Annotated in this window: 24 protein-coding genes; 14 read left to right on the top strand and 10 right to left on the bottom strand. The window is 72.9% G+C overall.

Annotated elements, in window-relative coordinates; translation table 11 throughout:
• The first annotated feature begins 283 nt into the window (after nt 1-283).
• From ACOTKD_RS08325 to ACOTKD_RS08275, 11 genes are all read left to right on the top strand, one after another.
• On the top strand, nt 284-910 hold the full coding sequence (locus ACOTKD_RS08325) for a ScbR family autoregulator-binding transcription factor (protein WP_223268493.1): 627 nt from the start codon (nt 284-286) through the stop codon (nt 908-910).
• Nucleotides 911-1242: 332 nt separating this feature from the next.
• Entirely contained in the window at nt 1243-1860 is a 618-nt protein-coding gene (locus ACOTKD_RS08320) for a TetR family transcriptional regulator (RefSeq protein WP_424888216.1), read from the top strand.
• A 228-nt stretch (nt 1861-2088) separates the two neighbouring features.
• A complete protein-coding gene (locus ACOTKD_RS08315; RefSeq protein ID WP_424888215.1) occupies nt 2089-2763 on the top strand; it encodes an OvmZ protein in 675 nt (224 codons plus the stop codon).
• Complete coding sequence (locus ACOTKD_RS08310) at nt 2760-2957, top strand: hypothetical protein (protein ID WP_424888214.1); 198 nt, start codon at nt 2760-2762, stop codon at nt 2955-2957. The genes ACOTKD_RS08315 and ACOTKD_RS08310 overlap by 4 nt, the downstream gene beginning before the upstream one ends.
• A gap of 279 nt (nt 2958-3236) precedes the next feature.
• On the top strand, nt 3237-4226 hold the full coding sequence (locus ACOTKD_RS08305; protein WP_424888399.1) for an aldo/keto reductase: 990 nt from the start codon (nt 3237-3239) through the stop codon (nt 4224-4226).
• A gap of 268 nt (nt 4227-4494) precedes the next feature.
• On the top strand, nt 4495-6192 hold the full coding sequence (locus ACOTKD_RS08300; RefSeq protein ID WP_424888213.1) for a GH3 family domain-containing protein: 1698 nt from the start codon (nt 4495-4497) through the stop codon (nt 6190-6192).
• 18 nt (nt 6193-6210) lie between these two features.
• Nucleotides 6211-7089, top strand: a complete 879-nt coding sequence (locus tag ACOTKD_RS08295) for an alpha/beta hydrolase (protein WP_424888212.1) — start codon at nt 6211-6213, stop codon at nt 7087-7089.
• Nucleotides 7082-8272 carry an enolase C-terminal domain-like protein gene (locus tag ACOTKD_RS08290; RefSeq protein WP_424888211.1) on the top strand — a complete coding sequence of 397 codons (1191 nt, stop codon included), beginning with the start codon at nt 7082-7084 and terminating at the stop codon, nt 8270-8272. Before ACOTKD_RS08295 ends, ACOTKD_RS08290 begins: the two co-directional genes overlap by 8 nt.
• Nucleotides 8273-8275: 3 nt before the next feature.
• Nucleotides 8276-10024 carry a thiamine pyrophosphate-binding protein gene (locus ACOTKD_RS08285; protein ID WP_424888210.1) on the top strand — a complete coding sequence of 583 codons (1749 nt, stop codon included), beginning with the start codon at nt 8276-8278 and terminating at the stop codon, nt 10022-10024.
• Between the two features lie 56 nt (nt 10025-10080).
• Nucleotides 10081-10983 (top strand): FAH family protein, encoded by a 903-nt coding sequence (locus ACOTKD_RS08280; RefSeq protein ID WP_424888209.1) that lies wholly within the window; start codon nt 10081-10083, stop codon nt 10981-10983.
• A 2-nt stretch (nt 10984-10985) separates the two neighbouring features.
• Nucleotides 10986-12377: a hypothetical protein gene (locus ACOTKD_RS08275; protein WP_424888208.1), complete on the top strand. Its 1392-nt coding sequence runs from the start codon at nt 10986-10988 to the stop codon at nt 12375-12377.
• Here the strand turns inward: ACOTKD_RS08275 and ACOTKD_RS08270 are convergent.
• On the bottom strand, nt 12274-12645 hold the full coding sequence (locus ACOTKD_RS08270) for an ArsR/SmtB family transcription factor (protein WP_424888207.1): 372 nt from the start codon (nt 12643-12645) through the stop codon (nt 12274-12276). The two genes, ACOTKD_RS08275 and ACOTKD_RS08270, sit on opposite strands and share 104 nt — an antisense overlap.
• Nucleotides 12646-12784: 139 nt before the next feature.
• Here ACOTKD_RS08270 and ACOTKD_RS08265 point away from each other — a divergent pair, with 139 nt between their 5' ends.
• The 3 genes from ACOTKD_RS08265 (at nt 12785) to ACOTKD_RS08255 (ending at nt 15505) form a co-directional block, all read left to right on the top strand.
• Entirely contained in the window at nt 12785-14224 is a 1440-nt protein-coding gene (locus tag ACOTKD_RS08265; RefSeq protein ID WP_424888206.1) for an MFS transporter, read from the top strand.
• 163 nt (nt 14225-14387) lie between these two features.
• The gene (locus tag ACOTKD_RS08260) at nt 14388-14795 is read left to right on the top strand and encodes a 5-carboxymethyl-2-hydroxymuconate Delta-isomerase (protein ID WP_424888205.1); all 408 of its coding nucleotides are present in this window, start codon (nt 14388-14390) and stop codon (nt 14793-14795) included.
• Nucleotides 14792-15505 (top strand): SDR family oxidoreductase, encoded by a 714-nt coding sequence (locus tag ACOTKD_RS08255; RefSeq protein ID WP_424888204.1) that lies wholly within the window; start codon nt 14792-14794, stop codon nt 15503-15505. Before ACOTKD_RS08260 ends, ACOTKD_RS08255 begins: the two co-directional genes overlap by 4 nt.
• A 124-nt stretch (nt 15506-15629) precedes the next feature.
• On the opposite strand, the gene ACOTKD_RS08250 is transcribed toward ACOTKD_RS08255, so the two are convergent.
• The 9 genes from ACOTKD_RS08250 to ACOTKD_RS08210 all read right to left on the bottom strand — a co-directional run bounded on the left by ACOTKD_RS08250 (nt 15630) and on the right by ACOTKD_RS08210 (nt 24744).
• Nucleotides 15630-16445, bottom strand: coding sequence for a VOC family protein (locus tag ACOTKD_RS08250; RefSeq protein ID WP_424888203.1), 816 nt, complete (start codon nt 16443-16445; stop codon nt 15630-15632).
• A 59-nt stretch (nt 16446-16504) separates the two neighbouring features.
• Nucleotides 16505-17794 (bottom strand): MFS transporter, encoded by a 1290-nt coding sequence (locus tag ACOTKD_RS08245; protein WP_424888202.1) that lies wholly within the window; start codon nt 17792-17794, stop codon nt 16505-16507.
• Nucleotides 17795-17857: 63 nt separating this feature from the next.
• Nucleotides 17858-18532 (bottom strand): class I SAM-dependent methyltransferase, encoded by a 675-nt coding sequence (locus ACOTKD_RS08240; protein WP_424888201.1) that lies wholly within the window; start codon nt 18530-18532, stop codon nt 17858-17860.
• Nucleotides 18529-19161: a serine O-acetyltransferase EpsC gene (epsC, locus tag ACOTKD_RS08235; RefSeq protein WP_424888200.1), complete on the bottom strand. Its 633-nt coding sequence runs from the start codon at nt 19159-19161 to the stop codon at nt 18529-18531. Before epsC ends, ACOTKD_RS08240 begins: the two co-directional genes overlap by 4 nt.
• A complete protein-coding gene (locus ACOTKD_RS08230) occupies nt 19158-19814 on the bottom strand; it encodes an NADPH-dependent FMN reductase (protein WP_424888199.1) in 657 nt (218 codons plus the stop codon). Before ACOTKD_RS08230 ends, epsC begins: the two co-directional genes overlap by 4 nt.
• Entirely contained in the window at nt 19811-21106 is a 1296-nt protein-coding gene (locus ACOTKD_RS08225) for an ATP-grasp domain-containing protein (protein ID WP_424888198.1), read from the bottom strand. The genes ACOTKD_RS08230 and ACOTKD_RS08225 overlap by 4 nt, the downstream gene beginning before the upstream one ends.
• Nucleotides 21103-22170, bottom strand: a complete 1068-nt coding sequence (locus tag ACOTKD_RS08220) for a PLP-dependent cysteine synthase family protein (RefSeq protein ID WP_424888197.1) — start codon at nt 22168-22170, stop codon at nt 21103-21105. The genes ACOTKD_RS08225 and ACOTKD_RS08220 overlap by 4 nt, the downstream gene beginning before the upstream one ends.
• Before the next feature lie 308 nt (nt 22171-22478).
• A complete protein-coding gene (locus tag ACOTKD_RS08215) occupies nt 22479-23402 on the bottom strand; it encodes an AraC family transcriptional regulator (RefSeq protein WP_424888196.1) in 924 nt (307 codons plus the stop codon).
• Between the two features lie 187 nt (nt 23403-23589).
• Nucleotides 23590-24744, bottom strand: coding sequence for a transaldolase family protein (locus ACOTKD_RS08210; RefSeq protein WP_424888195.1), 1155 nt, complete (start codon nt 24742-24744; stop codon nt 23590-23592).
• Between the last annotated feature and the right edge of the window lie 154 nt (nt 24745-24898).

Raw genomic sequence — 24898 nt, 5'->3', positions numbered from 1 at the left:
GCAACGGGAACGGGAACGGGAACGGGAAGGGATACGGGAACGGGAACGGGAACGGCGTTGACGTGCACGATTGAACTCCCCCTTGAACGGAGCGCCCGGCGCGGGTGACGCGGCCGACGGCATTCCAGGTGTACAGAAGTACAGACGCTCAGTGCTCGATCAGTGCTTGATGCACGAAAAAATATACCTGCGGGAAGGTATATTGCAAGGAAGAGGCTCGGGGCTTGACGCTTTCCACATCCCGGACCCTCCCGCTCCGCAGCCTCACCGAAGGAGAAGAAGCGTGACGACCAAGCAGCGCAAGGCCTCCGTCCGCGCCACGGCCGAGCTCAAGCAGGACCGCGCCGTCCGCACGCGGGCACAGACCCTGCACGTGGCGGCCCAGCTCTTCGCCCAGCAGGGTTTCCGCGCCACGTCCATGCAGCACATCGCCGACCGGCTGGGCATGACCAAGGGCGCGGTCTACTTCCACTTCCCCACGAAGGAGACCCTCGCCGTCGCCATCGTCGAGGAGCACTACGGGCGCTGGCCCAAGGTGGTGAAGGAGGTGCAGGCGGAGGGGCTGAGCCCCATGGAGTCCGCCGAGGAGATCCTCAACCGCGCCGCGGTGGCGTTCCGCGACGACCCCGTCATGCAGGCGGGCGCCCGGCTCCAGCTCGAACGCCCGCACATCGACGCCGAGTTGCCGACCCCGTACGTGGACTGGACACAGCTGCTGCAGTCGCTCCTGGTGACGGCGAAGTACAGCGGGGAGCTGCGCGAGGGCGTCGACCCGGAGGCGGCGGCGCGGACGCTGGTGTCGTCGTTCTTCGGCGTGCAGCACATCTCCGACGTCCTCTCGCACCGCAAGGACATCGCGGAGCGCTGGGAAGAGACCCGGAAGCTGCTGTTCTACTCCCTCCGGGCGTGAACGGCGCGGCACTACGGCACGGAACGGCACTACGGCACGGAACGGCACGGCACAGCACGGCGGCACAGCACAACGGCGCAGCGCTACGACACGGCACGGCACCGCACGACGGCACCGCACCCGAGGGGAGTTGACCATTCCGGTGGACTCCCCTCCGGTGCGGGCCGGACCCCTCCGGTCTCGGCCGGGACTCCCGTCCGGTGTCGGCACGGCGCTCCCCTCAGGCGCAGGAGCAGGGGGATCGGGCACGGAAGCAAGGGAAAACATTCCTTCCAGGGGGTATGTTTCCACACACTGCCGGGGGACCGCACACCAACACTACGGAGGAACCGGTGATCCAGGAACGCGCCCGACGCACCAGGGAGCAGGTACTCAATGCCGCCGCCGAGGAGTTCACCCTGCGCGGGTACGCCAACACCGCCCTGCAGACCGTGGCCAACCGCATCGGGATGACGAAAGGCGCGCTCTACGCGCACTTCCCGTCCAAGGAACACCTGGCGAACGCGCTGCTCCAGCACTTCGCCGACGTCTGGGACGAACTGCGGGACACCTGGGGCGACATGGCGGACCCGGCGCCCGCCGGCCTGCTCGCCGCCGCCCTGGGACTGGCCCGCCGGCTGGAGTCGGACGTGCGCATGCGGGCGGCGCTGCGGCTGTTCGCCGACGCCGGCCTGACCACGGACCGGGGGGCGCGGGCCCTCAGGGAGATACGGGACTGCCTGGCCGCCCTCGCGCACCGCGGTCAGGAGGAAGGCACGCTCCTGCCCTCGTACACCCCCGACCGCATCGTCCGGCTGCTGCTCGCGGTCGCCTGGGGGGCGCCCTTCGCACCCGGCGCACCGCCCCTCGACCACCGCCTGACGGCCCTGGAGGAGGACTGGGCGATGCTCCTGGATCTGCTCAGCCCGCAGCCCCAACCCGCCCTGCCCGTACGGCCGGACGCCCGCTGACCAGGCATGACGTGGCGTCAGTGGAGCTTTCGGCAGGCTCGGAAAATCAGGGCTTGCGCACCACGCGGCACCTGTGTCACGCTTCTTCGCGAGCCACTGTGTCTTCTGGACCCCGACGCCGATTGCGTCCATCGCTCAATTTCCTCGACTCTCCCCATGGGATCTCCACCAGCAAAAAACATTCCTTCGGGAGGGTATTTAACAGTGGATGAACAGGAGATGGGACTGGTGACCACCCCGATACAGGCCGACCCCCGCTGCGCTTCGCCCCGGTGCCCTCGCGGCGAGCGCGACGCCCACCCGCACTCCCGGCCCGCCGGGGCGGGCACCGGCACCGGCCTCTGCCGCTCCTGCACGGAGCGGCTGGCCGATCGGCTCGCCGAGCTCCCCGGCCTCTTCGCCGAGAGCGAGCACGAACTGGCCGGCGAGGGCAGGACCTGGATGTCACCGCGCGTCTCCGGAAGCCGCAAGCGCCGCCTGCCGATCGACCCCCGCACCGCGGACGTCCGCGAGCACGCCCTGGCCACACTCGCGGAGTGGGCCGGTCTCGTCGCCGACGAGCGGCGGCTCACCGCACTCCCCCCGCGCACCGTTCCGGCGCTCGCCGGGTTCCTCGGCGCGCACCTCGGCTGGCTGGCCGGGCACCCGGCCGCCGGCGCGGCCGCCGACGAGATCACGCAGGTCGCCGGCAGCCTGCGCCGCGTGGTCGACCCCGACCCCGTGGAGGCGGTCCCCGTCGGCGACTGCCCCGAGCCCGGCTGCCACGGGACGGTCTCGATCTCCTCCATCGGCAGCGCCGCGGCGCTGCGCGGACTGGTCTGCGACGCGGGCCACTCGCTTCCCCCCACCATGTGGCTCCGCCTCGCGGATCCCCGGTTCAAGAAGGAGGTGGCGGCGGTATGACCCCCGCCCAGCGCGCCCGCCGCGTCCCCACCAACGTCGCCGCCCTCGCCCTCGGCGTCACCGAGGGCACCATCCGCCAGTGGGCCCACCGCGGGCGCATCACCCGCTACGGGACCGCCCGGCGCGCCACCTACGACCTCGACGAACTGGTCGCGGTGGCCCAGGGATCGCGCCACTCCGACCGGTCCGGCTGACCTTCTCCCACCCGGTCCGCCCGACCTCCCCGACCGGTCCGGCCCGGCTCCCCCGGCCGGACCCCGCGGCCGGGGCCCCGGTGCCGCACCCCCGTCGGCACCGGGGCTCCGGGCCGCCCCGTCACCTCACCACCCCCCACGCGCATTTCATCGGCACAACCCCCTCGTCACACCCCCTCATCACCCACCCTCGTCACCCACCCCCATCACCCACCCCTGCCACACACCCCCATCACGCACCCCTCACCAAGATCCTCATCCGGAACGGAGAAGCACGTGCTGGAACACCGCAAGCTCGGTCGTCAGGGCCTCGAGGTCGCCGGGATCGGCCTCGGCTGCATGGGCATGAGCCAGTGGTACGGCGCCACCGACGACACCGAGTCGGTGGCCACGATCCACCGGGCCCTGGAGCTCGGCGTCACCATGCTCGACACCGCCGAGGCGTACGGCCCGTACGACAACGAGGAGTTGCTCGGCAAGGCGCTCCAGGGCAAGCGCGACCAGGTGGTCATCGCCACCAAGTTCGGCTTCCCGATGAAGCTGAAGGACGGCTCGACCGCCAAGGTCAACAGCCGCCCCGAGCACATCCGGGAGGTCGTGCACGCCTCGCTCGGCCGGCTGCGCACGGACCACATCGACGTGCTCTACCAGCACCGCGTCGACCCCGAGGTGCCGATCGAGGACGTCGTCGGCACCATGGCGGAGCTGGTGGAGCAGGGCAAGGTCCGCTACCTGGGCCTGTGCGAGGCCGGCGAGAACACCATCCGCCGCGCCCACGCCGTGCACCCCCTGTCCGTGGTGCAGAGCGAGTACTCGGTGTGGGAGCGCAATCTGGAGGACGGCGTGCTGCCCGCCCTCCGCGAGCTGGGCATCGGCCTCGTCGGCTTCTGCCCCCTCGGGCGCGGCTTCCTCACCGGCGCCGTCGACCGCGCCGAGAACTACCCCGAGGACGATTTCCGCAGCCACGACCCGCGTCTCCAGGGCGCGAACTACGACCACAACATGGCGATCGCCGCGAAGATCAAGGACATCGCGGGCCGCGAGGGCCTCACCCCCGCCCAGCTCGCCATCGCCTGGGTGCTGCACCAGGGCGACGACATCGTGCCCATCCCCGGCACCAAGCGCCGCACCTACCTGGAGCAGAACCTGGCCGCGGCCGACGTGACGCTCGGCGCGGAGCTGCTCGACGAGATCGCGGACACCGTCGCCTCCGCACAGGTCGCCGGCCCCCGCTACAACGAGAAGATGATGGCCTTCATCGACCGCTGACCCGCGTCGACGACACCACCCCCGGCCGTCGCTCCCCCCTCCCCCGGACGGCCCCGGCGGCGAACCCCCTGACCCGAGCACCGGCGGACTCCCCCTCCGCCGGTGCTCGCTGTTTTCCCGCCTCCCCGTAGCCGACGAGCACGGCCTGCCGCCCCCGGGACCCTTCCGGCTCGGCCGGAGCCGCGGCCTCGCCCGCTTCCGGCGGGCCCGGCGCGGCCGGCCCGCTCCACCTCCCTCACCCAGCCGACCCACGCGGAGAGAAGCAGACATGCCCAAGACGGATTCCAAGAAGGACTCCACGACGGAATGGCAGAAGCACTGGAAGGCGCGCCGGGGCCGCTTCATCGAGGAGTGCCGCCAGGCCCACGAGCGCCTCCTGGCCGACCTGAAGTGCCCCACCACCGCGCAGGACCGCGTCCTCGCCGACATCATCGGCGTCAGCGCGGCCTCCCTGCACTGGAAGGAACGCAACTACGACGTCCTCGCCTCGGACAAGGCGTCGTTCCGCAAGGTCCTGCCGATCATGCGGTACGACGACTTCGCCGAGGTCATCGAGCGGGAGACGCGTACCAAGGGCGGCACCCTCACGTGCAGCCCCGTGCTGCGCTGGCTCAAGACCAGCGGCACCACCGGCACCCCCAAGCGCGTCCCGTACACCCTGCACTGGCTGCTGACCTACCGCATCCCGGCGATGATGGCGATGTGGGGCACCTACCTGGAGCACCACCCCGAGCTGCTCGCGCACCCGTACGCGACGCTCGACACCCAGACCGTCCGCGAGGACGTCAGCGACTTCGTGCACGGCGTCGAGCACCAGGCCATCAGCAACCGGCACCCGCAGATCAACACCCGGGACTGGAACCCGCCGTGGTACGAGGCCCCGTGGTTCGGCCCGTCCGTGCCGGCCTCCCACGAGGGCCGGATGTACCACCGCATCCGCCACCTCCTCGGCAGGAACCTGCACTACATCTCGTCGATCAACCCCAGCACGCTCATCTCGCTGCGCGACCTCATCGAGGCGCACGGCAAGAGCCTGGTGCGCGACCTGCGCGAGGGCACGGTCGAGGGCGAGCCGTGGGGCGAGCCCGACCCGGCCGCCGCCGACCACCTGGCGGAGGTGCTGCGGAAGCCGGGCTTCAGCCTGAAGGACGTCTGGCCCTCGCTCACGCTCTACAGCTGCTGGCTGTCGGCCTCCGCCGGGCTCTACCAGAGCAAGCTCGACGCGGTCTTCCCCGGCGTCGCCAAGCTCCCCTTCATGAGCTGCGGCACCGAGGGCGTCACCACCATCCCGGTGGACGACACCCCGCACAGCCAGCCCCTCGCGATCAGCCAGGCGTTCTACGAGTTCGTCCCGGCCGAGGTGCCGCTGGGCGAGCTCGTGGAGCGCGGGGAGCCCGTCGAGACGCTGCTGTTCGACGAGGTCGAGGCCGGCCGGGACTACCACCTGATCATGTCGCAGGGCAACGGCCTGTACCGGCTGTGGACGGGCGACATCTACCACGTCGACCGCATCGAGGGCGGTACGGGCGGCGTGCCGTGGATCCACTTCGTGCGGCGCGACGGCGTCTTCCACTCCTTCACCGGAGAGAAGATCACCGAGGCGCAGGTGACGCAGGCCATCGAGCGGGGCGTCGCCGAGCAGGGCCTCGACATGGGCCTCTACATGTGCGGCCCCAAGTGGGGCGAGCCGCCGCACTACGTCGCCCTGGTCGAGAGCCACGGCAGCGACAGGGGCATCGACGCCGAGCTGTCCGGGCGCATCGACGAGGCGCTCAAGACCATCAACATCGAGTACGCGTCCAAGCGGGAGAGCGGACGGCTGCGGCCCATCGAGGTCGTCACCGTGCCGCACGACGCGATCAACGCGTACGTCGAGGGCCGCCGCGCCGCCGGCAACGCGACCCAGTACAAGTACAAGCCCTTTCAGCAGGACATCGACTTCGTGGCCGACATCGTCGGCGACTGACCCGGAAGAGGCATCGCCATGCTGGAGCTCAAGCGCCCCCCGCAGAACACCCGCAAGGAGATCACGTACGTACGGCGCGACGGCGCGGACCTCGCGCTGCACCTGTGGCGCCCCAAGAACCTCAAGGGCGCGATCTTCTATTTCCACGGCCTGCAGAGCCACGCGGGCTGGCTGTGGGAGGTCGGCCCGCAGTACGCCGACAACGACATCGCGTTCTTCGTCCTCGACCGCCGCGGCAGCGGCATCAGCGACGGCGAGCGCCAGGACCTCCCCGACGCCGAGACGATCGTCGGTGACTACGCGGCGGCCCTCGCCACCGTGCGCCGCATCATCGGCGAGGACACCCCCCTGCAGCTGTTCGGACACTGCCTCGGCGGCTCGTTCCTCGCCGCGCTGATGCACCACCCGGACTTCGACGTCCCCTACGAGTCGGCGGTCTTCTGCTCGTCCTGGCTCGGCAAGCTGCACGCGACCCTCTCCCCGGAGCAGCGCGCGGCCCTGGCCGCGGAGGACGGCACCGAGCTGTGGGACGCCGGCCTGAAGTCCGCGGACTTCACCGACAACGTCAAGTACCAGCAGTACATCGACCACGACGACCTGGCCGTAAGACAGCTGACCCGGCGCTCCCGGGCCACCCTCCTGGAGCTGGAGAAGCTCTACCTGCAGCCGCGGCGCGAGCTCCCCGACGTGCCGGTCAGCTACGTCTCCGGGCTCACCGACCCGATCGTCGACCTCGACGACGCCCACAAGACGTTCATCGAGATGACCAACGGGCGCGGCGGCATCATCAAGCTCCCCACGCACCAGCACTACCTCTACTACACCGACGTCCGCACCAGCCTCGTCACCTGGTCGTCCACGTACGCCCTGATACCGGGCCTGGACCACCATGGATGAGGCGCTGCTCCACCACGCGGCGCTGCCGATGCGGGTGGCCTTCGACCACCCCGCGGCGCGCCGCCGCCGGTCCGACAGCCTCGTCCTGGCGCTCACCGCCGGCGGGGTGACCGGGCTCGGCGAGTGCGCCCCCCGCCCGTACGTCACCGGCGAGACCACGGACGGCGTCCGCGCCGAGCTCCGGCGGGTGCCCGTGCGGCAGCTGCTGGAACGCCTGCGGACCACCGGCAGCGAGGAGTTGCTGGAGCTGCTGCGCCGGGACGGCTTCGCCCGGACGTTCGGCATCACCGGGGGGAACAACCTGATCTGCCTGCTGGAAACCGCGGTCCTCGACCTCCTGGGGCAGCGGCTCGGGCGCGGCGTGGGCGACCTGGTCCGCCCCGCCGGGCCCGGCCCGGCCGGTGACCGGGAGCCGCTGCCCGTCTCCCAGGTCATCGACCTGGGCACCGGCGTCGAGGAGTTCCTGGCGACCCGCGGCCCGTTCCACTTCGTGAAGGTCAAGGCGTCCGCTGACATCGAGCGCGACGCCCGCACCGTCACCGCGATCCGCGAGGCCCTCGGGCCCGGCGTCCCCGTCATGGTCGACGCCAACATGAGCTGGACCTACGACGAGGCGCTCGGCAACATCAAACGGCTCGCCGACTGCGGCGCGGGCCTCATCGAGGAGCCGCTCCGCAAGGGCTCCTGGGACGGGCTGCGCGACCTGCGGCGCGGCACCGGCGTGCCGATCATGCTGGACGAGTCGCTGTGCTCGCTCGACGACGCCCGCACCGCGGTGCGCACCGGCGCCGCCGACGCGTTCAACGTCCGCGTCGCCAAGTGCGGCGGGCTGCTGAACTCCGCGGCGATCATCGACTTCGCCCGGGAGCACGGCATCGCGTTCCAGATCGGCGTCCAGGTCGCCGAGACCGGGCCGCTGATCGCCGCGAGCCGGCAGCTCGCCTTCCGGCACCGGGACGCGATCACCGTCGAGGCCGGCCAGTCCGACCGCTTCTTCGAACGGATGATCGTCACCCCTCCGCCCGCGGTGGACCGCGCGGCCAACACCATCTCGCCCGCCGAAGGCGCCGGGTTCGGGATGGCCCTCGACGACAGCGCCCGCGCATGGGCCGTGCTCCGCTACGCCCCGGACACCGACCGGTGGCAGCCCGTGGGCGGCAGCGGCGAAAGCTACGAAGGCTGAGGCATGAGCAAGTACTTCTCCGACCTGATCGTCGAGTTCCTGCACCAGCAGGGCATCGACCACGTGACCTTCAACCCCGGCGCCTCCTTCCGCGGCGTCCACGACTCCCTCGTCCACGAGGACAACGCGGAGATCGCCCCGGAGATCGTCATGGCCTGCCACGAGGAGATCGCCGTCGCGATCGCCCACGGCTACCACAAGGCGAGCAACCGGCACATGGGCGTCTTCGTGCACGCCAACGTCGGCCTGCTGCACGCCTCGATGGCCGTCTTCAACGCCTGGTGCGACCGGGTGCCGCTGTTCGTCCTCGGCGGCAACGGCCCCGTCGACGCGGGCAAGCGCAGGCCCTGGATCGACTGGATCCACACCTCGCAGAACATCGAGTCCGTGGTCAAGGACTACGTGAAGTGGTGCGACCAGCCGATCGGCCAGCGGGCCACCGTCGAGTCCCTCTACCGCGCCTTCAAGCTGATGAACACGCCGATGAAGGCCCCGGTCTTCGTGGCCCTGGACTTCGACGTCCAGGAACAGCCCGTCGAGGACGGCGTACGGCTGCTCCCGGCGTCCGCCACGGCCGCGACCGAGCTGCCCCCGCTGGACGCCCTCACCGCCGACGGCCTCGCGGCCCGGCTGCGGGACGCCCGCCTGCCCGTCCTCATCACGGACTTCTCCGGCCAGGACCCGCGGACCGTGGCCCCGCTCACCGCCCTCGCCGAGACCCTCGGACTGGCCGTGATCGACCGCGGCAACCGGATGAACTTCCCCGGCAACCACGAGCTCAACCTCTCCGGGGCGGACGCCGGCTTCCTCAAGGACGCGGACCTGGTGCTCGCCCTGGAGGTGCAGGACCTCGTGGGCGCCCTCGGCTCCTTCCTCGACCTCGACGACCAGGGCAGGCCGGTGGGCGGCGCCCACGTCGTCACCATCGGCGCCAACGACCTCCTCACCAGCAAGTGGGCCGCGGACTACCAGCAGTTCGTGCCCGTCGATCAGGCCGTGGCCGCCGACGCGCTGGGCAGCATCACCGCCCTCCGCGAGCGGGCCGACGCCCCCGGCTTCGCGACCCCCGCGTTCACCGCGCGCCGCGACGAGCGCGTCAAGCAGATCGCCGCCGCCCACACCCGCGCCCGCCTCGCCTGGGCCGAGCAGGCCGAAGAGGCCAAGGGCAACGAGGTCGTCAACGTGGCCGCGGCCGTCGACGAGATCCACCGCGCCGTGCGCGACGAGACCTGGATCCTCGCCAACACCGGCAGCCTCACCATCGACGGCTGGGTGAAGAAGCTCTGGCCCCTGGAGCGCCCGCAGAGCTACCTCGGGCTCAACGGCGGCGGCGGCCTCGGCTACGGCCTCGGCGCCTCCGTCGGCGCCGCCCTCGCCCACAAGGGCGACGGCAGCATCGTCATCGACCTCCAGTCCGACGGCGACTTCCTCTACACGCCCAGCGCCCTGTGGACGCTCTCCGCGTACGACGTGCCGCTGCTCACCGTCGTCATGAACAACCGCCTTTACCTCAACTCGACGCAGCACGCCCAGCGCGTCGCCGGGAACCGCGACCGCGACATCGACCGCGCCCACATCGCGACGAGCTTCTACGACAACCCCGTCGACTTCGTCACCCTCGCGCGGTCGTACAACATCCACGCCCTGCCCCGGGTCGAGGCCGTCGAGGACATCGCCCCGGCCGTCCGTGAGGCCGTCGCGTACATCAAGGCCCACGGCAAGCCGGCGCTCGTCGAGATCCTCATGGAATAGCCGGCCCCCGCCCCGTACTCCCCCACCCCACCGACGTCCTTGGAGGGCGTTCCGCCGTGACCCAGTTCTTCGCATGCACGTACCAGGGCGAGCGGCTCGCCGGCTTCGACGAGCCCGCCGACGGAGCACCGCTGCACCTCTACCGCACCGGTGACGACCACGGCGCGGCGCTCGCGGCCGCGGGCTTCGACGCCGCCGCGTTCGCCGCCGCCGCCCAGGCGGCCGGCCCGGCCGTCACCGTGCCCGCCGACCGCCGCCACGAGGTCCGCCACCTTCCCCCGCTGCTCCCCACCGAGCTGGGGAACGCGCTGGTCAGCGGCTTCATGCAGACCCACAACGTCAAGGTCTCCGAGGAGGCCGCGCGGGACGGCGGCGAACGCCCGCAGCCCAACTGGTTCTTCAAGGGGCTCGGCACCTCCCTCCGGGTCTCCGGTGACGAGCTGGCCGTCCCCGCCGCGGCCGTCGCCGTGTGCGAGGAGGCGGAGGTCGTCCTGATCTACATCGACGACGAGCGGGGCACGCCCCGCTACGCCGGGTACACCTTCGGCAACGACCTCACCGACATCGGCCGCTTCAAGCGCAACAACGGCCACCTCTCGTACGCCAAGCTGTGCGACGCGGCGGTCTCCCCCTGGTTCTTCGCCGGGGAGCCGCCGCGCTCCGTCACCGGCAAGGTCTCCGTGGAGCGGGACGGCGTGACCGCCTGGGAGGGCGGCTTCACCACCGGCACCGACGCCCTGGCCTACCGGCTCGACGCGATGATGGAGCACCTCTTCGCCTATCCGCCGCTGCACCACCCCGGCCGCGTGCACTACGTCTTCATCGGCGCCGACCGCAGCAGCTTCCACGCCGGCTTCCGCATCGCCCACGGCGACCGGCTCACCATCGACGTCACGAGCCACGGCGTCGCCCTCACCAACACCATCGCCCGGGACGGCGCCGAACGGCAGGTGGACTGACCATGGAGCTCCTGCGCAAGCTCAGCGACGTCGAGGCGTCCTTCGCGTACATGCACGCCCTGCTGAAGGGAAACACCCAGGTCACCACCTGGATCAGCATCGACGCCCCGCTCGGCGCGGCCGAGCTCGGCGACGCCGTCCGGCGCTGGGCGCGCCGCCTCCCGCTGCTGCGGGCACGCATCGAGGAGCGGGACGGCTCGCTCTGGTTCGCCGCGGGGCCCGGGCCCGGCCCGGAGCAGCTGCGCCACGGCCCGGTGCCCGCCGGGCGCTCGCCCGAGGACCTCCTGGGCGAGGAACTCAACGACGTCCTGCCGACGGGCGGCGCCCTGTGGCGGCTGCGGGCCGCCGCCGATGAGCAGGCGGGCGTCACGCACCTCTACTTCACCCGCAACCACGCGATCTCCGACGGCCATTCCACCGGCGGCACCCTGCGGGTGCTCCTCGAAGAGCTCTTCGGCGCCCCGGAGCACGCCGTGCCGGAGCCCTTCTCCCGCAACGGCGACGAGCTGACGTACACCGCGCCGGCACCCGGTGCGGAAGGCCTGCCGGCCCTCCCGGGCGCGCCCGCGCCCGGCATCCCGTTCGCCGTCCGCGCGCCCTGGGAGGAGCGGGGCACCGCCTTCGTCCCCGCCGACCTGTCGCCCGCCGGGTCGGCGGCCGTGAAGCTCTACTGCCGGCGCCGCGGCCTGACCGTCAACCAGTTCTTCGCGACGGCGCTCGCCGAGTCCTTCGCGCTGGCCACCGGCCGCGACGAGGTGGACTTCTTCACCGCCGTGTCGCTGCGCCGCCGTTACGCCGAGGAGGAGTCCCTGTCCGACCTGGGCTGCTTCATCAGCGTCGCCCGGGCGCCGCTGCGGCTCGGCGGCGGGTCGTTCAAGGACCACGCCGAGGCGTACCGGGACGGCTTCCGGGCGGCCGACGCCGCCTGGCGGCCGCAGACCCGCCCGCACCACGAGATCCGGGCCGCGGTGGCGGCCGCGGCGGCCGCCGGCAGCGCCCCGGGCATCTGCATCACCAACGTGGGCCCGGTCGACGCCTCGCTGGGCGCGCACGCGGGCCGGGTGACGGGCTTCCGCACGGTCGTCAACCGCACCGGCGCCAACTACGGGCTGGTACTGCACCTTTCGACGTTCCGCGGGGCGTTCGGCCTGGCCCTGTCGTACGGGACGCCGAGCGTGGACCCGTCCGTCGCGAACGGCACGGCGAAGCTGCTGCGCGAGCGCCTCGCCCTGGCGGCGGGCGCGGCCTGCGGCGAGGAGCCGCGCCCGCGGCGTCCGTACGGCTCCGTCGCTATCCCCGCGACGGCGGGCCTCCGCCCGCTTCCCGCTGCCGCAGGACGAGGGCCAGCAGCCCGGGGAACCGCTCCTCGAACTCGGCCCGGCGCAGCCGGTTGATCCGCTTGGCGCCCGCGTCGCGCTGCTCGATCAGCCCGGCGGAGCGCAGCACCGCGAAGTGATGGCTCAGCGCGGCCTTGCGGACCGGCACGTCGAAGCTGCCGCAGGTGCGCTCCCAGTCCTCACTGGCGGCCAACTCCCGTACGAGTGCGATCCGTACGGGATCGGAGAGCGCCGCCAGCGCGGTCTCCAGGGCCACGTCCCGGGGATGGACGTGCTCCGGTGGCGTGCGGTGCGGCGCCGGAGCCGCGACGTTTCCCTTGGTCATAACGGCCTTCCTGACGAACGATTGCAAAGTGTTCGATGATCTGCGTACAGTTTAGTTGTTCGCCTCGCATCGAACAGTCTATTCGCGTCGTGCGCCCCTCGCCCTCCCCACCCCGTCCGACCGACCTTTAGGAATAGGCATGTCCCAGAGTGAACCCAGTACTGCGAAAAGGAAGCTGTCGCTGCTCGCGGCCTGCCTCGGGTTCGTCGTCGTCATCCTCGATGTCAGCGTGGTCAACGTCGCCACCGACGCGCTGAGCAAGGACTTCGGCGACAGCCTCTCCGGGCTGGAGTGGGTGATCAACGGCTACACCCTCACCTTCGCCGCGTTCCTGCTGTCCACCGGATCGCTGGGGGACCGCTTCGACCCGAAGCGGATCTACCAGGTGGGCTTCGCGCTCTTCGCCGTGGCGTCCTTCGCCTGCGGCGCCTCCACCACGCTCGTCGCACTGATCGTCTCCCGGGTGGCCCAGGGCCTGGGGGCGGCGATGATCGTCCCGTCCTCGCTGTCGATCGTGAACAAGTCGTTCCCCGACGCCGGCGAGCGCGCCAAGGCCGTGAGCCTGTGGGCCGCGGCGGGCGGCCTCGCCCTCGCCCTCGGCCCGGTGGTCGGCGGCGTCCTCATCGACCAGCTCGGCTGGCGGTCGATCTTCTTCGTGAACGTCCCGATCGCCGTCGCCGGCATCTGGCTCACCCAGGCCAACGCCCCGGCCACCGTCCGGGCCGCCGACGCCCCGCGCCGCTCCTTCGACCTGCTCGGCCAGGTGCTGGCCGTCATCGCGCTGGGCACCTTCACCGCCGCCATCATCGAGGCCAACGGCCGGGGCTGGGGCTCGGCGTTCGTGATCGGCAGCCTCGCGGTCTTCGCCGTCGCGACCATCGCCTTCATCGCCGCCGAGAAGCGCAGCAGCGACCCGATGCTGCCGCTGCACCTCTTCGGCCGCAAGGCGTTCACCTCGACCTCGCTGATCGGCGTCCTGGTCAACTTCGCCTTCTACGGCCTGATCTTCGTCTTCAGCCTGTTCTTCCAGTCCGTCTGGGAGTACTCGCCGATCGTCGCCGGCCTCGCGTTCCTCCCGATGACCGCCGCGATCATGACCGCCAACCTGTCCTGCGGCCCGCTCGCCAAGCGGTACGGAGCCCGCGCCGTCCTCATCACCGGCAGCTCCCTCGCCGCCCTGGGCTACCTCGGCACCCTCCCGGCCGTGCACTCCGGCTCGTACTTCGCGATCATCGGCCAGTTCCTGGTGGCGGGCTTCGGCATCGGCCTGGTCGTCCCGGCCATGACGAACGCCATGCTCTCCGCCGTCGACACCGGCAACATCGGCATCGCCTCCGGCGTCCTCAACGCCTCGCGCCAGCTGGGCGGCCTGACCGGCGTCGCGATCATGGGCCTGATCGTGGGCGACGCCAAGTCGGACGCCTTCACCTCCGGGCTGCAGACGGCCCTGGGGTGGGCGGTGGCGGCGCTGGTGGGCTGCGCGCTGCTGAGCGCCTTCGGCATCCACCGCGCCGCGAAGGCCGCTTCCGCCCCCGCCGCGGCCCCGGCGGGCGCCAAGGCCGCCGTCCCGGCGAAGTAGCCCACCCGCGAGAACCCGCAGAACACCCACAGACCCGGAACCGCCGGCCCCGTGCCGGCGGTTCCGTCATGCCGGCGTATCCGCCGTCGGTAGATGCCCACGAGGCACGAAGAGGAGGAGGTATACGCCGGCATCACCAGTGAGACACGAGAAAGGAATCGGCATGCCGCACCTCATGCTCGAACACTCGGGCAACATCCGTGAATCGGTCGACGAAGCCGGCCTGTTCAGGGAACTGCATGCTGCGCTCTCGGAAGTCGGCGGCTTCCGCGTCCAGGACTTCAAGAGCAGGCTCGTCCGGCTGAACGCCTACATCGGCGACGGCACGTACGAGCAGGCCTTCGTCAACCTCGACATCCGCACCTTCGCGGGCAAGCCCGCGGACACCAAGCGCCTCATCAGCCAGGAAGCCCTGCGCGTCCTGGGCCGGCACTTCCGGCGGACGATGGCGGAGACCTCCTGCGACATATCGGTCCAGATCACCGAGCTGAACCGTGAGAGCTATTCCCGCACCCGATCCGAGGACCTGGCGTCCCAGGTCCCCGTCCTACAGGAGAGCACTTCACCGTGACCGACTACCAAGGAAAGCGCGTCCTCGTCGTGGGAGGGAGCTCGGGCGTCGGCCTGGCCACCGCCCGGCGGTTCACCGAACAGGGCGCCCTCGTCACCATCGCCTCCCGCTCCGAGAAGAAGATCGACGCCGCGCTCGCCGGCCTCGGCGCCACCGCGGCCGGCCAGGTCCTGGACATCACCGACGACGACGCGGTCGAGGCGTTCGCCGGCACCGCCGGCACGTTCGACCACGTCGTCATCACGGCGGCGGACACGCCGATGGGCCGCGTCGACACCCTGCCGCTCGACGCCGCCCGCGCCGCGATGGACAGCAAGTTCTGGGGCGCGTACCGCCTCGCCCGCGTGCTGCGGATCCACCCCACCGGCTCGCTGACGATCGTCACCGGCTACCTGTCCGTACGGCCCGGGAAGGCGGCCGCCCTGCAGAGCGCGATCAACGCCGCGCTGGAGGCCCTCGTCCGGGGGCTGGCTCTGGAGTACGCACCGCTGCGCGTCAACGCCGTCTCCCCCGGCCTCATCAGGACCCCGCTGTGGGACGCCCTCCCCGCGGAGCACCGCGAGGCCATGTACGAGGCCGCGACCCGGCGGCTCCCCGTCGGCCGCGTGGGCGAACCCGAGGACATCGCCGACGCGATCCTCTACGTGGCGGGCAGTCCGTACAGCACCGGCACCACGCTGTTCATCGAGGGCGGCGGCGCGATCGCCTGACCCCGGCGGCAGCCCGGTCACCGGGACGGGCCGGTCCCGCGGAATCCGGCAGCCTTCTCCCCGGCTGCGGTCCGCGCGTTCCGGCCCGTCCGGCGGCACCGGACCCCGCTTCCCGTCCGTCAGCTCACTTCTCCTCGGTCAGCTCCGGCATCTTCCCCGTCGTCGCCCCCAGGTCGATGACGGCGAACGCCGCGCCCTGGGGATCGGTCAGTGCCGCGAAGCGGCCGAAGGGGCTGTCCATCGGGCCGAACTTGAGCTCGCCGCCGCGCTCCGTCGCCTTGGCGACCACCGCGTCGCAGTCACCGACCGCGAAGAACACCTGGATGTGCGGAGGCACCTCCGGAGGGAACTCCTCACCCATCACCATCCGGCCGAGCACCGGATCGCCGCCGAGCGTGAAGAGCTTGAAGTCGATCTCCTCGCCGTCGGTGTCCGCGTCGCCCGCGATGCGCTGCACGCCGAAGGGGAAGACGGCCGGGAAGAAGGCGTCGGCCTTGTCCGGCTCGCGGGTGAAGACCTCGGCCCAGCAGTACGCGCCGGCCTCGCCGCGCTTCTCGAAGCCCTCGTGGGTGCCCGCCTGCCAGACGCCGAAGGCGACGCCCGAGGGGTCACGGGCGAGGAGCATCGTGCCGAAGTCGCCGACCGTCATCGGGTCCATCAGCACCTCGCCGCCGCCCGCGCGGATCTTCGCGGCGGTGGCGGCCGCGTCGGGCGAGGCGAAGTACAGGCACCAGGCGGAGTGGCCCTCCTGGCCCGGCATGGGCGGCACCACGGCGGCCACCGCCCTGCCGTCCGCGTACGCCTGCGTGTAGTCGCCGAACTCCGACGCGCTCTCGCCGAAGGTCCATCCCAGGACGCCGCCGTAGAAATCCTTGGCCGCCTCGACGTCCGTGAACATCGCGTCGGCCCAGCACGGCGTGCCCTCTGGTTGCGCGGCCATGGCTCCGGCTCCTTCCGGGCGGTTACGCCCCTTACACCCCCTACGTCCCCGTAGCCACGCTAATCACCAGGGACCGCACCCGCACGGGGAGCGCGCAGCGCCACCAGGCCCACGACGCCCGCAGCGGCCACCGCCACCAGCCCGCACGCCAGGATTCCGGCCCGCGCCCCGTAGTGCTGGACCACCCAGCCCACCACCGGGCCGCCGACCGGCGTCCCGCCCGTGTAGACGAGCATGTACAGGCCCATCACGCGGCCCCGCATCGACGGGTCCGTGTTCAGCTGCACCAGCGCATTGGCCGTGGTCGCAAACGTCACGCTCAGCAGCCCCACCAGCACCATCAGTGCGCCGAACCACCAGACGCCCGGCGCCGCCGACGTCAACGCCTCCAGCACGCCGAAGGCCGCCGCCGTGCCCGTCATCACCACCGCGCTGCCGCTCCGCCGGCGCGCCGACAGCAGCGCCCCCACCAGGGCCCCCAGCCCGACCGCCGTCGTCAGGAAGCCGAACTCCTTCGCCCCGCCGTCGAAGACGTTGTACGCGAAGCCGGACAGCAGCGTCGGGAAGTTGAAGCCGAAGGTGCAGACGAACCCGACCAGGACGATCGGCCGGATGAGCTGCGGATGCTCCCGCACGTGCCGCAGGCCCGCCCTGATCTGGCCCTTCTCACGCGGCGCGGGCTTCACCGGGCGCAGTTCGGACGCGCGGACGGCCAGGAGGGAGGCGATCACCGCGAGATAGGAGGCGGCGTTGAGGGCGAACGCCCAGCCACTGCCGATCACGACGATCAGCGGGCCCGCGACGGCCGGGCCGAGCAGCCGGGCGCTCTGGAAGTTGACGGCGCCCAGGCTGACCGCGTTGGCGACGCGCTCGGGGCCGACCATCTCGGGGACGAACGTCTGGATCGCCGGGTTGGCGAACACGTTCATGAGGCCGAGCAGGAACGCGAAGACGTACACGTGGGCGACCACGACGGCATCGCTCAGCGTGAGCACGGCCAGGGCGGCCGCGAACAGGCCCATCGCTCCCTGCGTGGCGAGCAGGATCCGCCGCTTCGGGTACCGGTCGGCGACGACGCCGCCGAACAGGCCGAACAGCAGCACCGGCAGGAACTGCAGCGCCGTGGTGACGCCCACCGCGAACGTGCTGCCCGTCAGGTGGAAGACCAGCCAGTCCTGGGCGACGAACTGCATCCACGTGCCGGAGTTCGAGACGAACTGCCCGAAGAAGAAGTAGCGGTAGTTGCGCACGGCGAGCGTCGCGCCCTGGCGGCCGGGGGGCGGGGCGGGCGGGGCGGGGCCGGGGCCGGGGCCCGCCGCGGCGGGCCCCCTGGGGGACGGAGCGGTCATCAGTACCAAACCCTTGACGTCTGTACGGCTTACGCGTCTGTGCGGCTTACGGGCCTGTGCGGCTTACGCGTCGCGGCGCGCGAGGACCAGCAGGTAGGCCAGGCCCGGCAGCTCCCTGCGGACGGTGCGGACGGCGGTCACGGTGAACCCGGCGCCGGCCAGCAGCTCCGTCGCCTCCCGCTCGGTGAACCAGCGCGACAGGCGGCCGTCCTCGGCGCGGTTGAGGACGCCCTCGGCGAGCTCCTCCGCGGTGCTGAACAGACTGACGGCCAGCAGCCCGCCGGGACGCAGCCGCCGGCGTACGTTCGCGAGGTACCGCGCGTAGCCGGCGGGGTCCTGGTGGTGGAGGACGCCGTTGTCGACGGCCGCGTCGTAGGTGCGGCCGTCCGCCATGTCCGCGAAGTCGCCGAGCGCGAAGGCCACGGCGTCGCCGTAGCGGCTGGTCAGGGCGTCCCAGTCGGGGAGCCGGACGAGGTCGACCGCGGTGACGCGGTGACCTGCTGCCAGCAGGAGCTCCGCGTCCCGGCCGCGGCCCGCGCCGATGTCGAGGACGCTGCTGCCCGCCGCCAGCTCCGTGCGGAGCAGGGGCACCAGCTCGCGCATGGCCGGCTCCTCGCTCCAGGAGTCCGCGCCGTCCTCGTAGCGCCGGACGAAGGCCTCGCGGAGGACTTCGCGGTAGGGATCACCGGTGCTGCCGGTGTCCGTGTCTGTGCCGGTGCCGGGGTTCGTCGTGGTCACAGGCCGCTCCTCTTCCTCTTCGGTTCCGTGCCGCCGGCCCGTGCCAGGACCGGCCTGCCCTTCGGATGGATCTCGCTCCTGGGGGCACCCACCCGGCTTCCGGCCGGGACGTCCGTCGTCACCAGCGCGTGCGCGCCGACGAGGCTGTCGTCGCCGATGTGCACCGGGCCGAGGACGGAGGCGCCCGCGCCCACCACGACCCGGTCGCCGAGGGTGGGGTGGCGCCGCTCGCCGGGCAGCCGCCGGCGGTCGCGCCACCAGCCGACGGCGCCGATGGTGACCTGGTGGTAGAGGGTGACGTCGTCGCCGATCACGGCGTCCTCGCCGATGACGACGGCCGCGGCGTGGTCGATGAACAGCCGCCGGCCCACGCGTGCGCCCGGGTGGATGTCGACGCCGCCGGACAGGAAGCGGCCGGCGAGCGACAGCACGCGGGCCGCGACCCGGTGCCCCCGCGCGTGCAGCCTGCTCGCGGGCCGGTGCAGCCACAGGGCCGGAAGGAAGGGCGACAGGAGCGCCTCGGCCCGGCTGCGGACGGCGGGGTCGCGGTCGGCCACGACCTCCAGGTCCTCGCGCAGGCGGCGCAGGGGGCCCGGGAGGCCCGTACGGGGGATCGTCCTCGCCCTCAAGCCGCCACCCCCGCCCGGCCGTTCGCCCGGCCTTCCGCCCGGTCCCCCGGGGCGCCCGCGCCGCGCATCGCGCGGGTGAACGCCGCCAGCTGGTCGGCCAGTTCCTCGCATCGCGCGTGCACCGGCCCCGCCTCGTCGAGCGTCCGCCGGCCGCCCGTGAAATCCCCCGCGAGGTCCCCCGTGGTGTCCCCCGTGAAGTCCGCGGTCACCGTGCTGACCTGCAGCGGCACCGCCCACCCGCCGAGCGCCTTCACCACCTGCCGCAGCTGCTCGCAGGCGCCGGCCGAGCCGCGCGGCCCGCCCGCGTGCGACACCAGGGCCACGGCCCGGCCCTCGAAGGCGTCGCGCGGCAGCAGGTCGACGGCGCTCTTGAGCAGCCCCGAGTACCCCGAGTGGTAGACGGGAGTCCCCAGGACCAGCGCGTCGCTCGCGCGCACCGCGTCGATGAACTCGCGCGCCCGCGCCACGGGGTGGGGCTCGGCGCTCCAGTAGTGGTCGGGGTGGCTGGGCGGCAGGCCAAGCTCGGCGAGATCCGCCAGGGAGGTCTCGGAGCCGCGCCGCTCCAGCAAGCGGCCGACGTGGGCGACCAGCGCCCGGGTGTGGGACCCGCGGGCCGGGCTCCCGGCCACGCACAGCGTGCGGAAACGGATCACGCGGCACCCTCCGCGCGGTCCTCGACCGTCACCCGCACGAGGGCGTGCGCCTCTTCCGCCGCCTTCCGCGCCCCGGCCGCCGTGGCGGCCGTCGTGATGAGGAAGCCGAGCCGGTCGAAGTTGTTCCGGGCCGGGCGCACCGGCTGCCCGGGGCGCGCGTGCAGCATCACCTCGGCCGTCCCGGGGGCACCGCGGGCCGCCTTCACGTCGATGCCGGCGAGCACGCCGGGCGCCGGGGCGGTGATCGCCCGGATGCAGCCCGCGCCGCGTGCCGGGGAGGGCGACGGGCTGCCGCCCAGGGCGAGTTCGATGACGTCGTGGTAGATGTTCCGGCCCAGCACGTAGTTGATCATCGTGGGGACGTAGCCGCCGATGAGCCGGCCGTTGATCTCGATGATCTGCGGGCCGTCCGGCCCTAGGACCACCTCGGTGTGCGTGTGCGCGCGCCGGACGCCGGCGGCGGCGAGCGCGCCGGCGACCACGCGCACGACGGCCTCGCGGACGTCGTCGTCCAGTTCGGCGGGGAAGCAGCCGCCCAGCTCGACGGGGTGCGGCGCGGGGGCCAGCAGGCGGTCCACGCAGCCGTACGGGGTGCTGGTGCCGTCGACGGTCACCATCTCGCAGCTGACGACCGGGCCCGGCACGTACGCCTCCAGCAGGGCCACGCCGCTGCCGGTGACCCCGCGCCCGTACGAGCGCGCCCCGGCGACGGCCGCGGCCAGCTCGGCCACTTCGCCGGCGTCGTTCGCGACGCCGACGTGGAGGGAGCCGAAGCCGTCGGCCGGCTTGACCACGACGGGGTAGCCGAGCTCCCCGGCCGCGGCCACGGCCTCCGCGGGCGTCCCGGCCCGCCGGAACGCGGGCTGCGGGACGCCCGCGGCGGCCAGGAGCTCGCGCACGGCGTGCTTGTCGCGCAGCCGCCGCATCACCGCCGCGCTCTCGAAGGGCAGGCCGAGCGCCTCGGCGGCCTCGGCCGTGGCCGGCAGGTGGCCCTCGCTGAGGGCGAGCAGTCCGTGCACGGGGTGCTTGCGGTGCAGCGCGCCGATGACGTCCAGCAGGCCGCCCGGGTCCGTGGTGGGGACCCCGGTCAGCAGCCGGGTCGGCGTCCGCAGGGCCTCCTCGCCGCCCTCCGCGGCGAGGTACGGATCGAGGGAGCGGGCCACGAAGGTCACGTCGTGGCCGAGCGCGCGGGCCTCGGCCACGATCTTGAATCCGGCCGTCGGGGTCGTCTCGACGAGGACCAGGTGGGAGGGGCGCTGGGAAGGGTGCGAAGGGGTCGGCGCCGTCGTCATCGTCCGAGCCGCTCCCACTCCTCGGGCGTCCCGGCGTCGGGGAACACGGTGACGACGGTCGCCGACGGCGGCAGCGCGGCGGCGACCTCCTTGGCGGCCAGCCAGTTGGCGGCGGCCGAGCTGCCGATCCGCAGGCCGGTGAGGTCGTAGAACTCCCCCATGGCGGCGAAGGCGCGCGGGTACGAGACGGTGCGCTGCTCGGTCTCGTCGTCGTGCAGCGTCACGAACGGCTGCCGGATGCCGTGGCCCATGCCGCCCGAACCGGCGTACTTCCGCCGCCCGTTGGGCGGCTGCTCACTGCCGTAGGGCAGCTCGGCGGGCGTGACGCCGACGGCCCGCACGGCGGGGAACCGGGTGCGCAGGGCGCGCAGCACGCCGACCAGCGTGCCGCCGGTGCCGATCGAGGCCACCCAGGCCGCGGGGGCGCGGCCGCCGAGCTGCGCGATCAGCTCGGCGCCGGTGGTGCGCTCCTGCAGCAGCACGTTGGCGGGGTTGCGGTGCTGGTAGAGCAGGGTCCACCCGGGCTCGGCGGCGGCGATGCGCAGGGCCTCGCGGACGACCTCCAGGAAGCCGCGCTCCTTGTCCACCAGGTCGACGCGGGCGCCGCGGTCGGCGAGCGTGCCGAGGAGGCTGCGGGGGCTCGCCGAGGAGAGGACGAAGCGGGCCGGGACGCCCAGGTCGGCGCAGAGGCGGGAGAGGGCGTTCGCGAGGCTGCCGCCGGAGTACTCCAGGACGCGGAGCTCGCCGGGCGGGCGGTCGCCGTGGCGCTGCAGGGCGCTGCCGAGCAGGGCGTGGGCGACGCGGTCCTTGATGGAGCCGGCCGGGTTCTCCCACTCGCACTTGGCGAGCACGGTGGCGCCGCCGCGGGCGCCCGGCACCTCGATGAGGGACGTGTTGCCGAGCTCCTGGCCGAACTTCGCGTAGGCGGGGTGCCGTTCGGCCACGGCCGCCGTGTCCACCGCGGCGTCGGCCGGGTCGAGACGTCCGGGTGGGTAGGGCGCTTCGAGTGGTTCGGGGCGGGGGGCGGGGTGAGAGGAATACGTGTTGTTTCCGGCCTGATACACCGTCAGCCTCCCTGAGCGATTTACGCGTTCACATGCACGTTCCAAGGCAGCGCGATCACCCTAGGTGAAGGAATGCTCACCTCAGCGGATGATGTGACGTCCCTCACTTCCCAAAACGGAAGATGACTTATTACTTCCCCCGGGGAAGCCGCATCCGAGCAGATGGGAAGGTGAATCGGACGCGCAACTTCCGCCACAGGGCGGGTGGTTAAGGAACGCAGGTGCGGAATTCCACCGACTCCCCGGCCGTGAATTCCGGCCAGCGCCGCCGTATTCCGATGTTTACGCCACGGGTATCAGGGCGCCGTTCACCCGATCCGGCCGGCGAAATCCGGCCGCCCGGCCGCCCGACGCCCGGCCCCGTCCCGGTACTCGCTCGGGCTCATCCCCCGTACCCGCTTGAACGCCGCGCTGAAGCCGAACGGATCGGCGTAGCCCACCCGGCGCGCCACGGACGCCAGCGTCGTGCCCGGCTCCCCCAGCAGGTCCGCGGCGAGCGTCATCCGCCACTCCGTGAGGTACGCGAGCGGCGGCTCCCCCAGCAGCTCGTGGAAGCGCTTCGCGAACGTGGAACGCGACACGCCCGCGACCGACGCCAGGGACGCGAGCGTCCACGGCCGGTCCGGGGCCTCGTGCATGGCGCGCAGCACCGGGCCAGCGACCTCGTCGCCCAGCGCCCGGTACCAGGCCGGCGACGCGGCCTCCGGACGGTCGAACCAGTCCCGCAGCGTGCACACCAGCAGCCAGTCCAGCAGCCGGTCGACGACGATCTGCCGCCCCGGCAGGCCCGCGGTCAGCTGCGCCTCCAGATACGTGCGCATCGACGAGCAGTCGTGCTCGTCCGGCACGACCAGCAGCGGCGGCAGCACCCGCAGCAGGCGGCGCGGCACCTCGCCCGGGACGCGGTACGCGCCCGCCATCAGCACGGTGCTCCCGTCCACGCCTCCCGTACCGCCGCAGGAGACCTCCCGCACGAGCTCCTCCGGCGCGCCCGGATCGTCCGTGAACACGAACGGCCCCGGCCCGCGGACGATCGCCACCTCGCCCGCCCGTACGCGCCGCGCCTCCGCGCCGTCCGCCGGAACGATCCAGCCCTCCCCGCGCAGCGGGGCGCACAGGGTCAGGAACGCGTCGTCGGTGAACCTCAGGGCCCACGGCGGCGACAGCACCGACCCTCCGAAGACCGCCCCGTTGGCGCGCACGCCCCGCAACAGATCGTCGAAAGGGTCCATGGCCGCACGATATGCGGACCCGTGCGACCCGTGGACATGCGGCCCGGACGATCACCCATGGGCGGGGCGGCGGGCGGCGGCTTGGCTGGACGCATGCAGAACACGAACCCTTCGCACACCGTCTCCGGCCGGCCAAAACAACCCCGCCGCAACGACGCGAAGCCCCCCACGGCCGCCCCGCTCGCCGTCAATACGACGGCGCGGCGCTCACCGCCATCAGCAGCGCGTTCCAGCGCGCCGCCCGCGCCCGCGCCGCCCGCGTCGCCAGTTCGCGCGTCGTCGGCGCGTAGGGCGCCCCGAGGATCTCCAGTGAGTCCAGGATCCGCGCCGCGGCGCGGCCCCGGCCGGTGACGGCGTCGCCGCGCGGGTTGCCGCGCTCGGCGACGGCCTCCAGCGTGGCGGGGCCCAGCGTCGTGATCGCGCCGCGGACGACGAGCCCGTCCACGTACCGCGTGCCGGGCGGGCCCGGCGCGCGGTCGGTGGTGTCCGTCCACCGCACCCGGTGCGGCCGCGCGCCGAGCGCGGCGAGCTCGCGCCAGTCCGGCCCGGCCAGCACCTGCTCGTGGCGGTGGAAGACGAGCCGCGCGGAGGCGAGCGCGGCCTCGCCGCGCATCATCCGGGCCGCCTCGGAGGGGGAGAGCCGCAGCCGCTCGTCGAAGGCGGCGTCCACGGGCGCCAGCGGCACGGAGACGACGGCCCGGACGGCGGAGAGGTCGCGCCCCGCGCGGTGGGCGCGGCGCAGGCCGTCCAGCCAGGCGGCGGCCGCCCGGCCGTAATGGGCGGGCGACAGCACGGGCCCGAGGTCCACGCCGATGCCTTCGGCGAGGCAGTCCGCGGCGGCGGCGAGCCCTTCGGGCCCGGCGGGCAGGGCGACGAGGGCGTTGGGCCGGTCGACGGCCCGTGCGAGGCGCAGCGCCGTGGCCGTGTCGGCGACGGGGCCGACTTCCAGGGCGACGTGCCCGTCCCGGCCACCGGTCCGCTCGTGGACGGGCAGCAGCACGTCACACGCGCGCCGCCCCTCCGCGGCGAGCAGCGCCTCGGCCACCTGCCCGGCCTCGGCCACGGGCCGCACGGGCCGCGCCGGCCGCCCCGGGCCGGAGGGCCACGCGGCGCGGGCGCGCCGGGCCAGGGACCGGGTGAGGGGGTCGGGCCCGAGGGCCAGCCCGGTGATCAGCCCGTCGTCCACGAGCCGGGCCAGCCGGCGCGGGTTGGGCTCCTGCCACTCGGCGCCGTCCAGCCAGCGCGACACGCCCTGGTCCGCCAGCAGGCTGATGATGCCCGCGCCGCACACCTCGTCACTCCCCTTGCCCTGTCCATGCGAGCGCCCCGCCACTCGACGCACGCCGCGGCATCCTCGGCGGAAATGCCGTACGAGTCAAGGAACCTGACGGTGCGTCGCCCGACTTCGCGCCGAGTGGAACGGCGGCCCGGGGCGCCCGGGGCGGCCCGGACATGCAGAACACCCCTCCGTCCGCGTTTCCACGGGCGAAGGGGTG

It is taken from the genome of Streptomyces sp. XH2 (assembly GCF_049725035.1).
Classification (GTDB): Bacteria; Actinomycetota; Actinomycetes; order Streptomycetales; family Streptomycetaceae; genus Streptomyces; species Streptomyces roseoverticillatus.
Note: the sequence above shows the minus strand (reverse complement) of the source record. Positions and strands in the feature narration are given on the sequence as shown.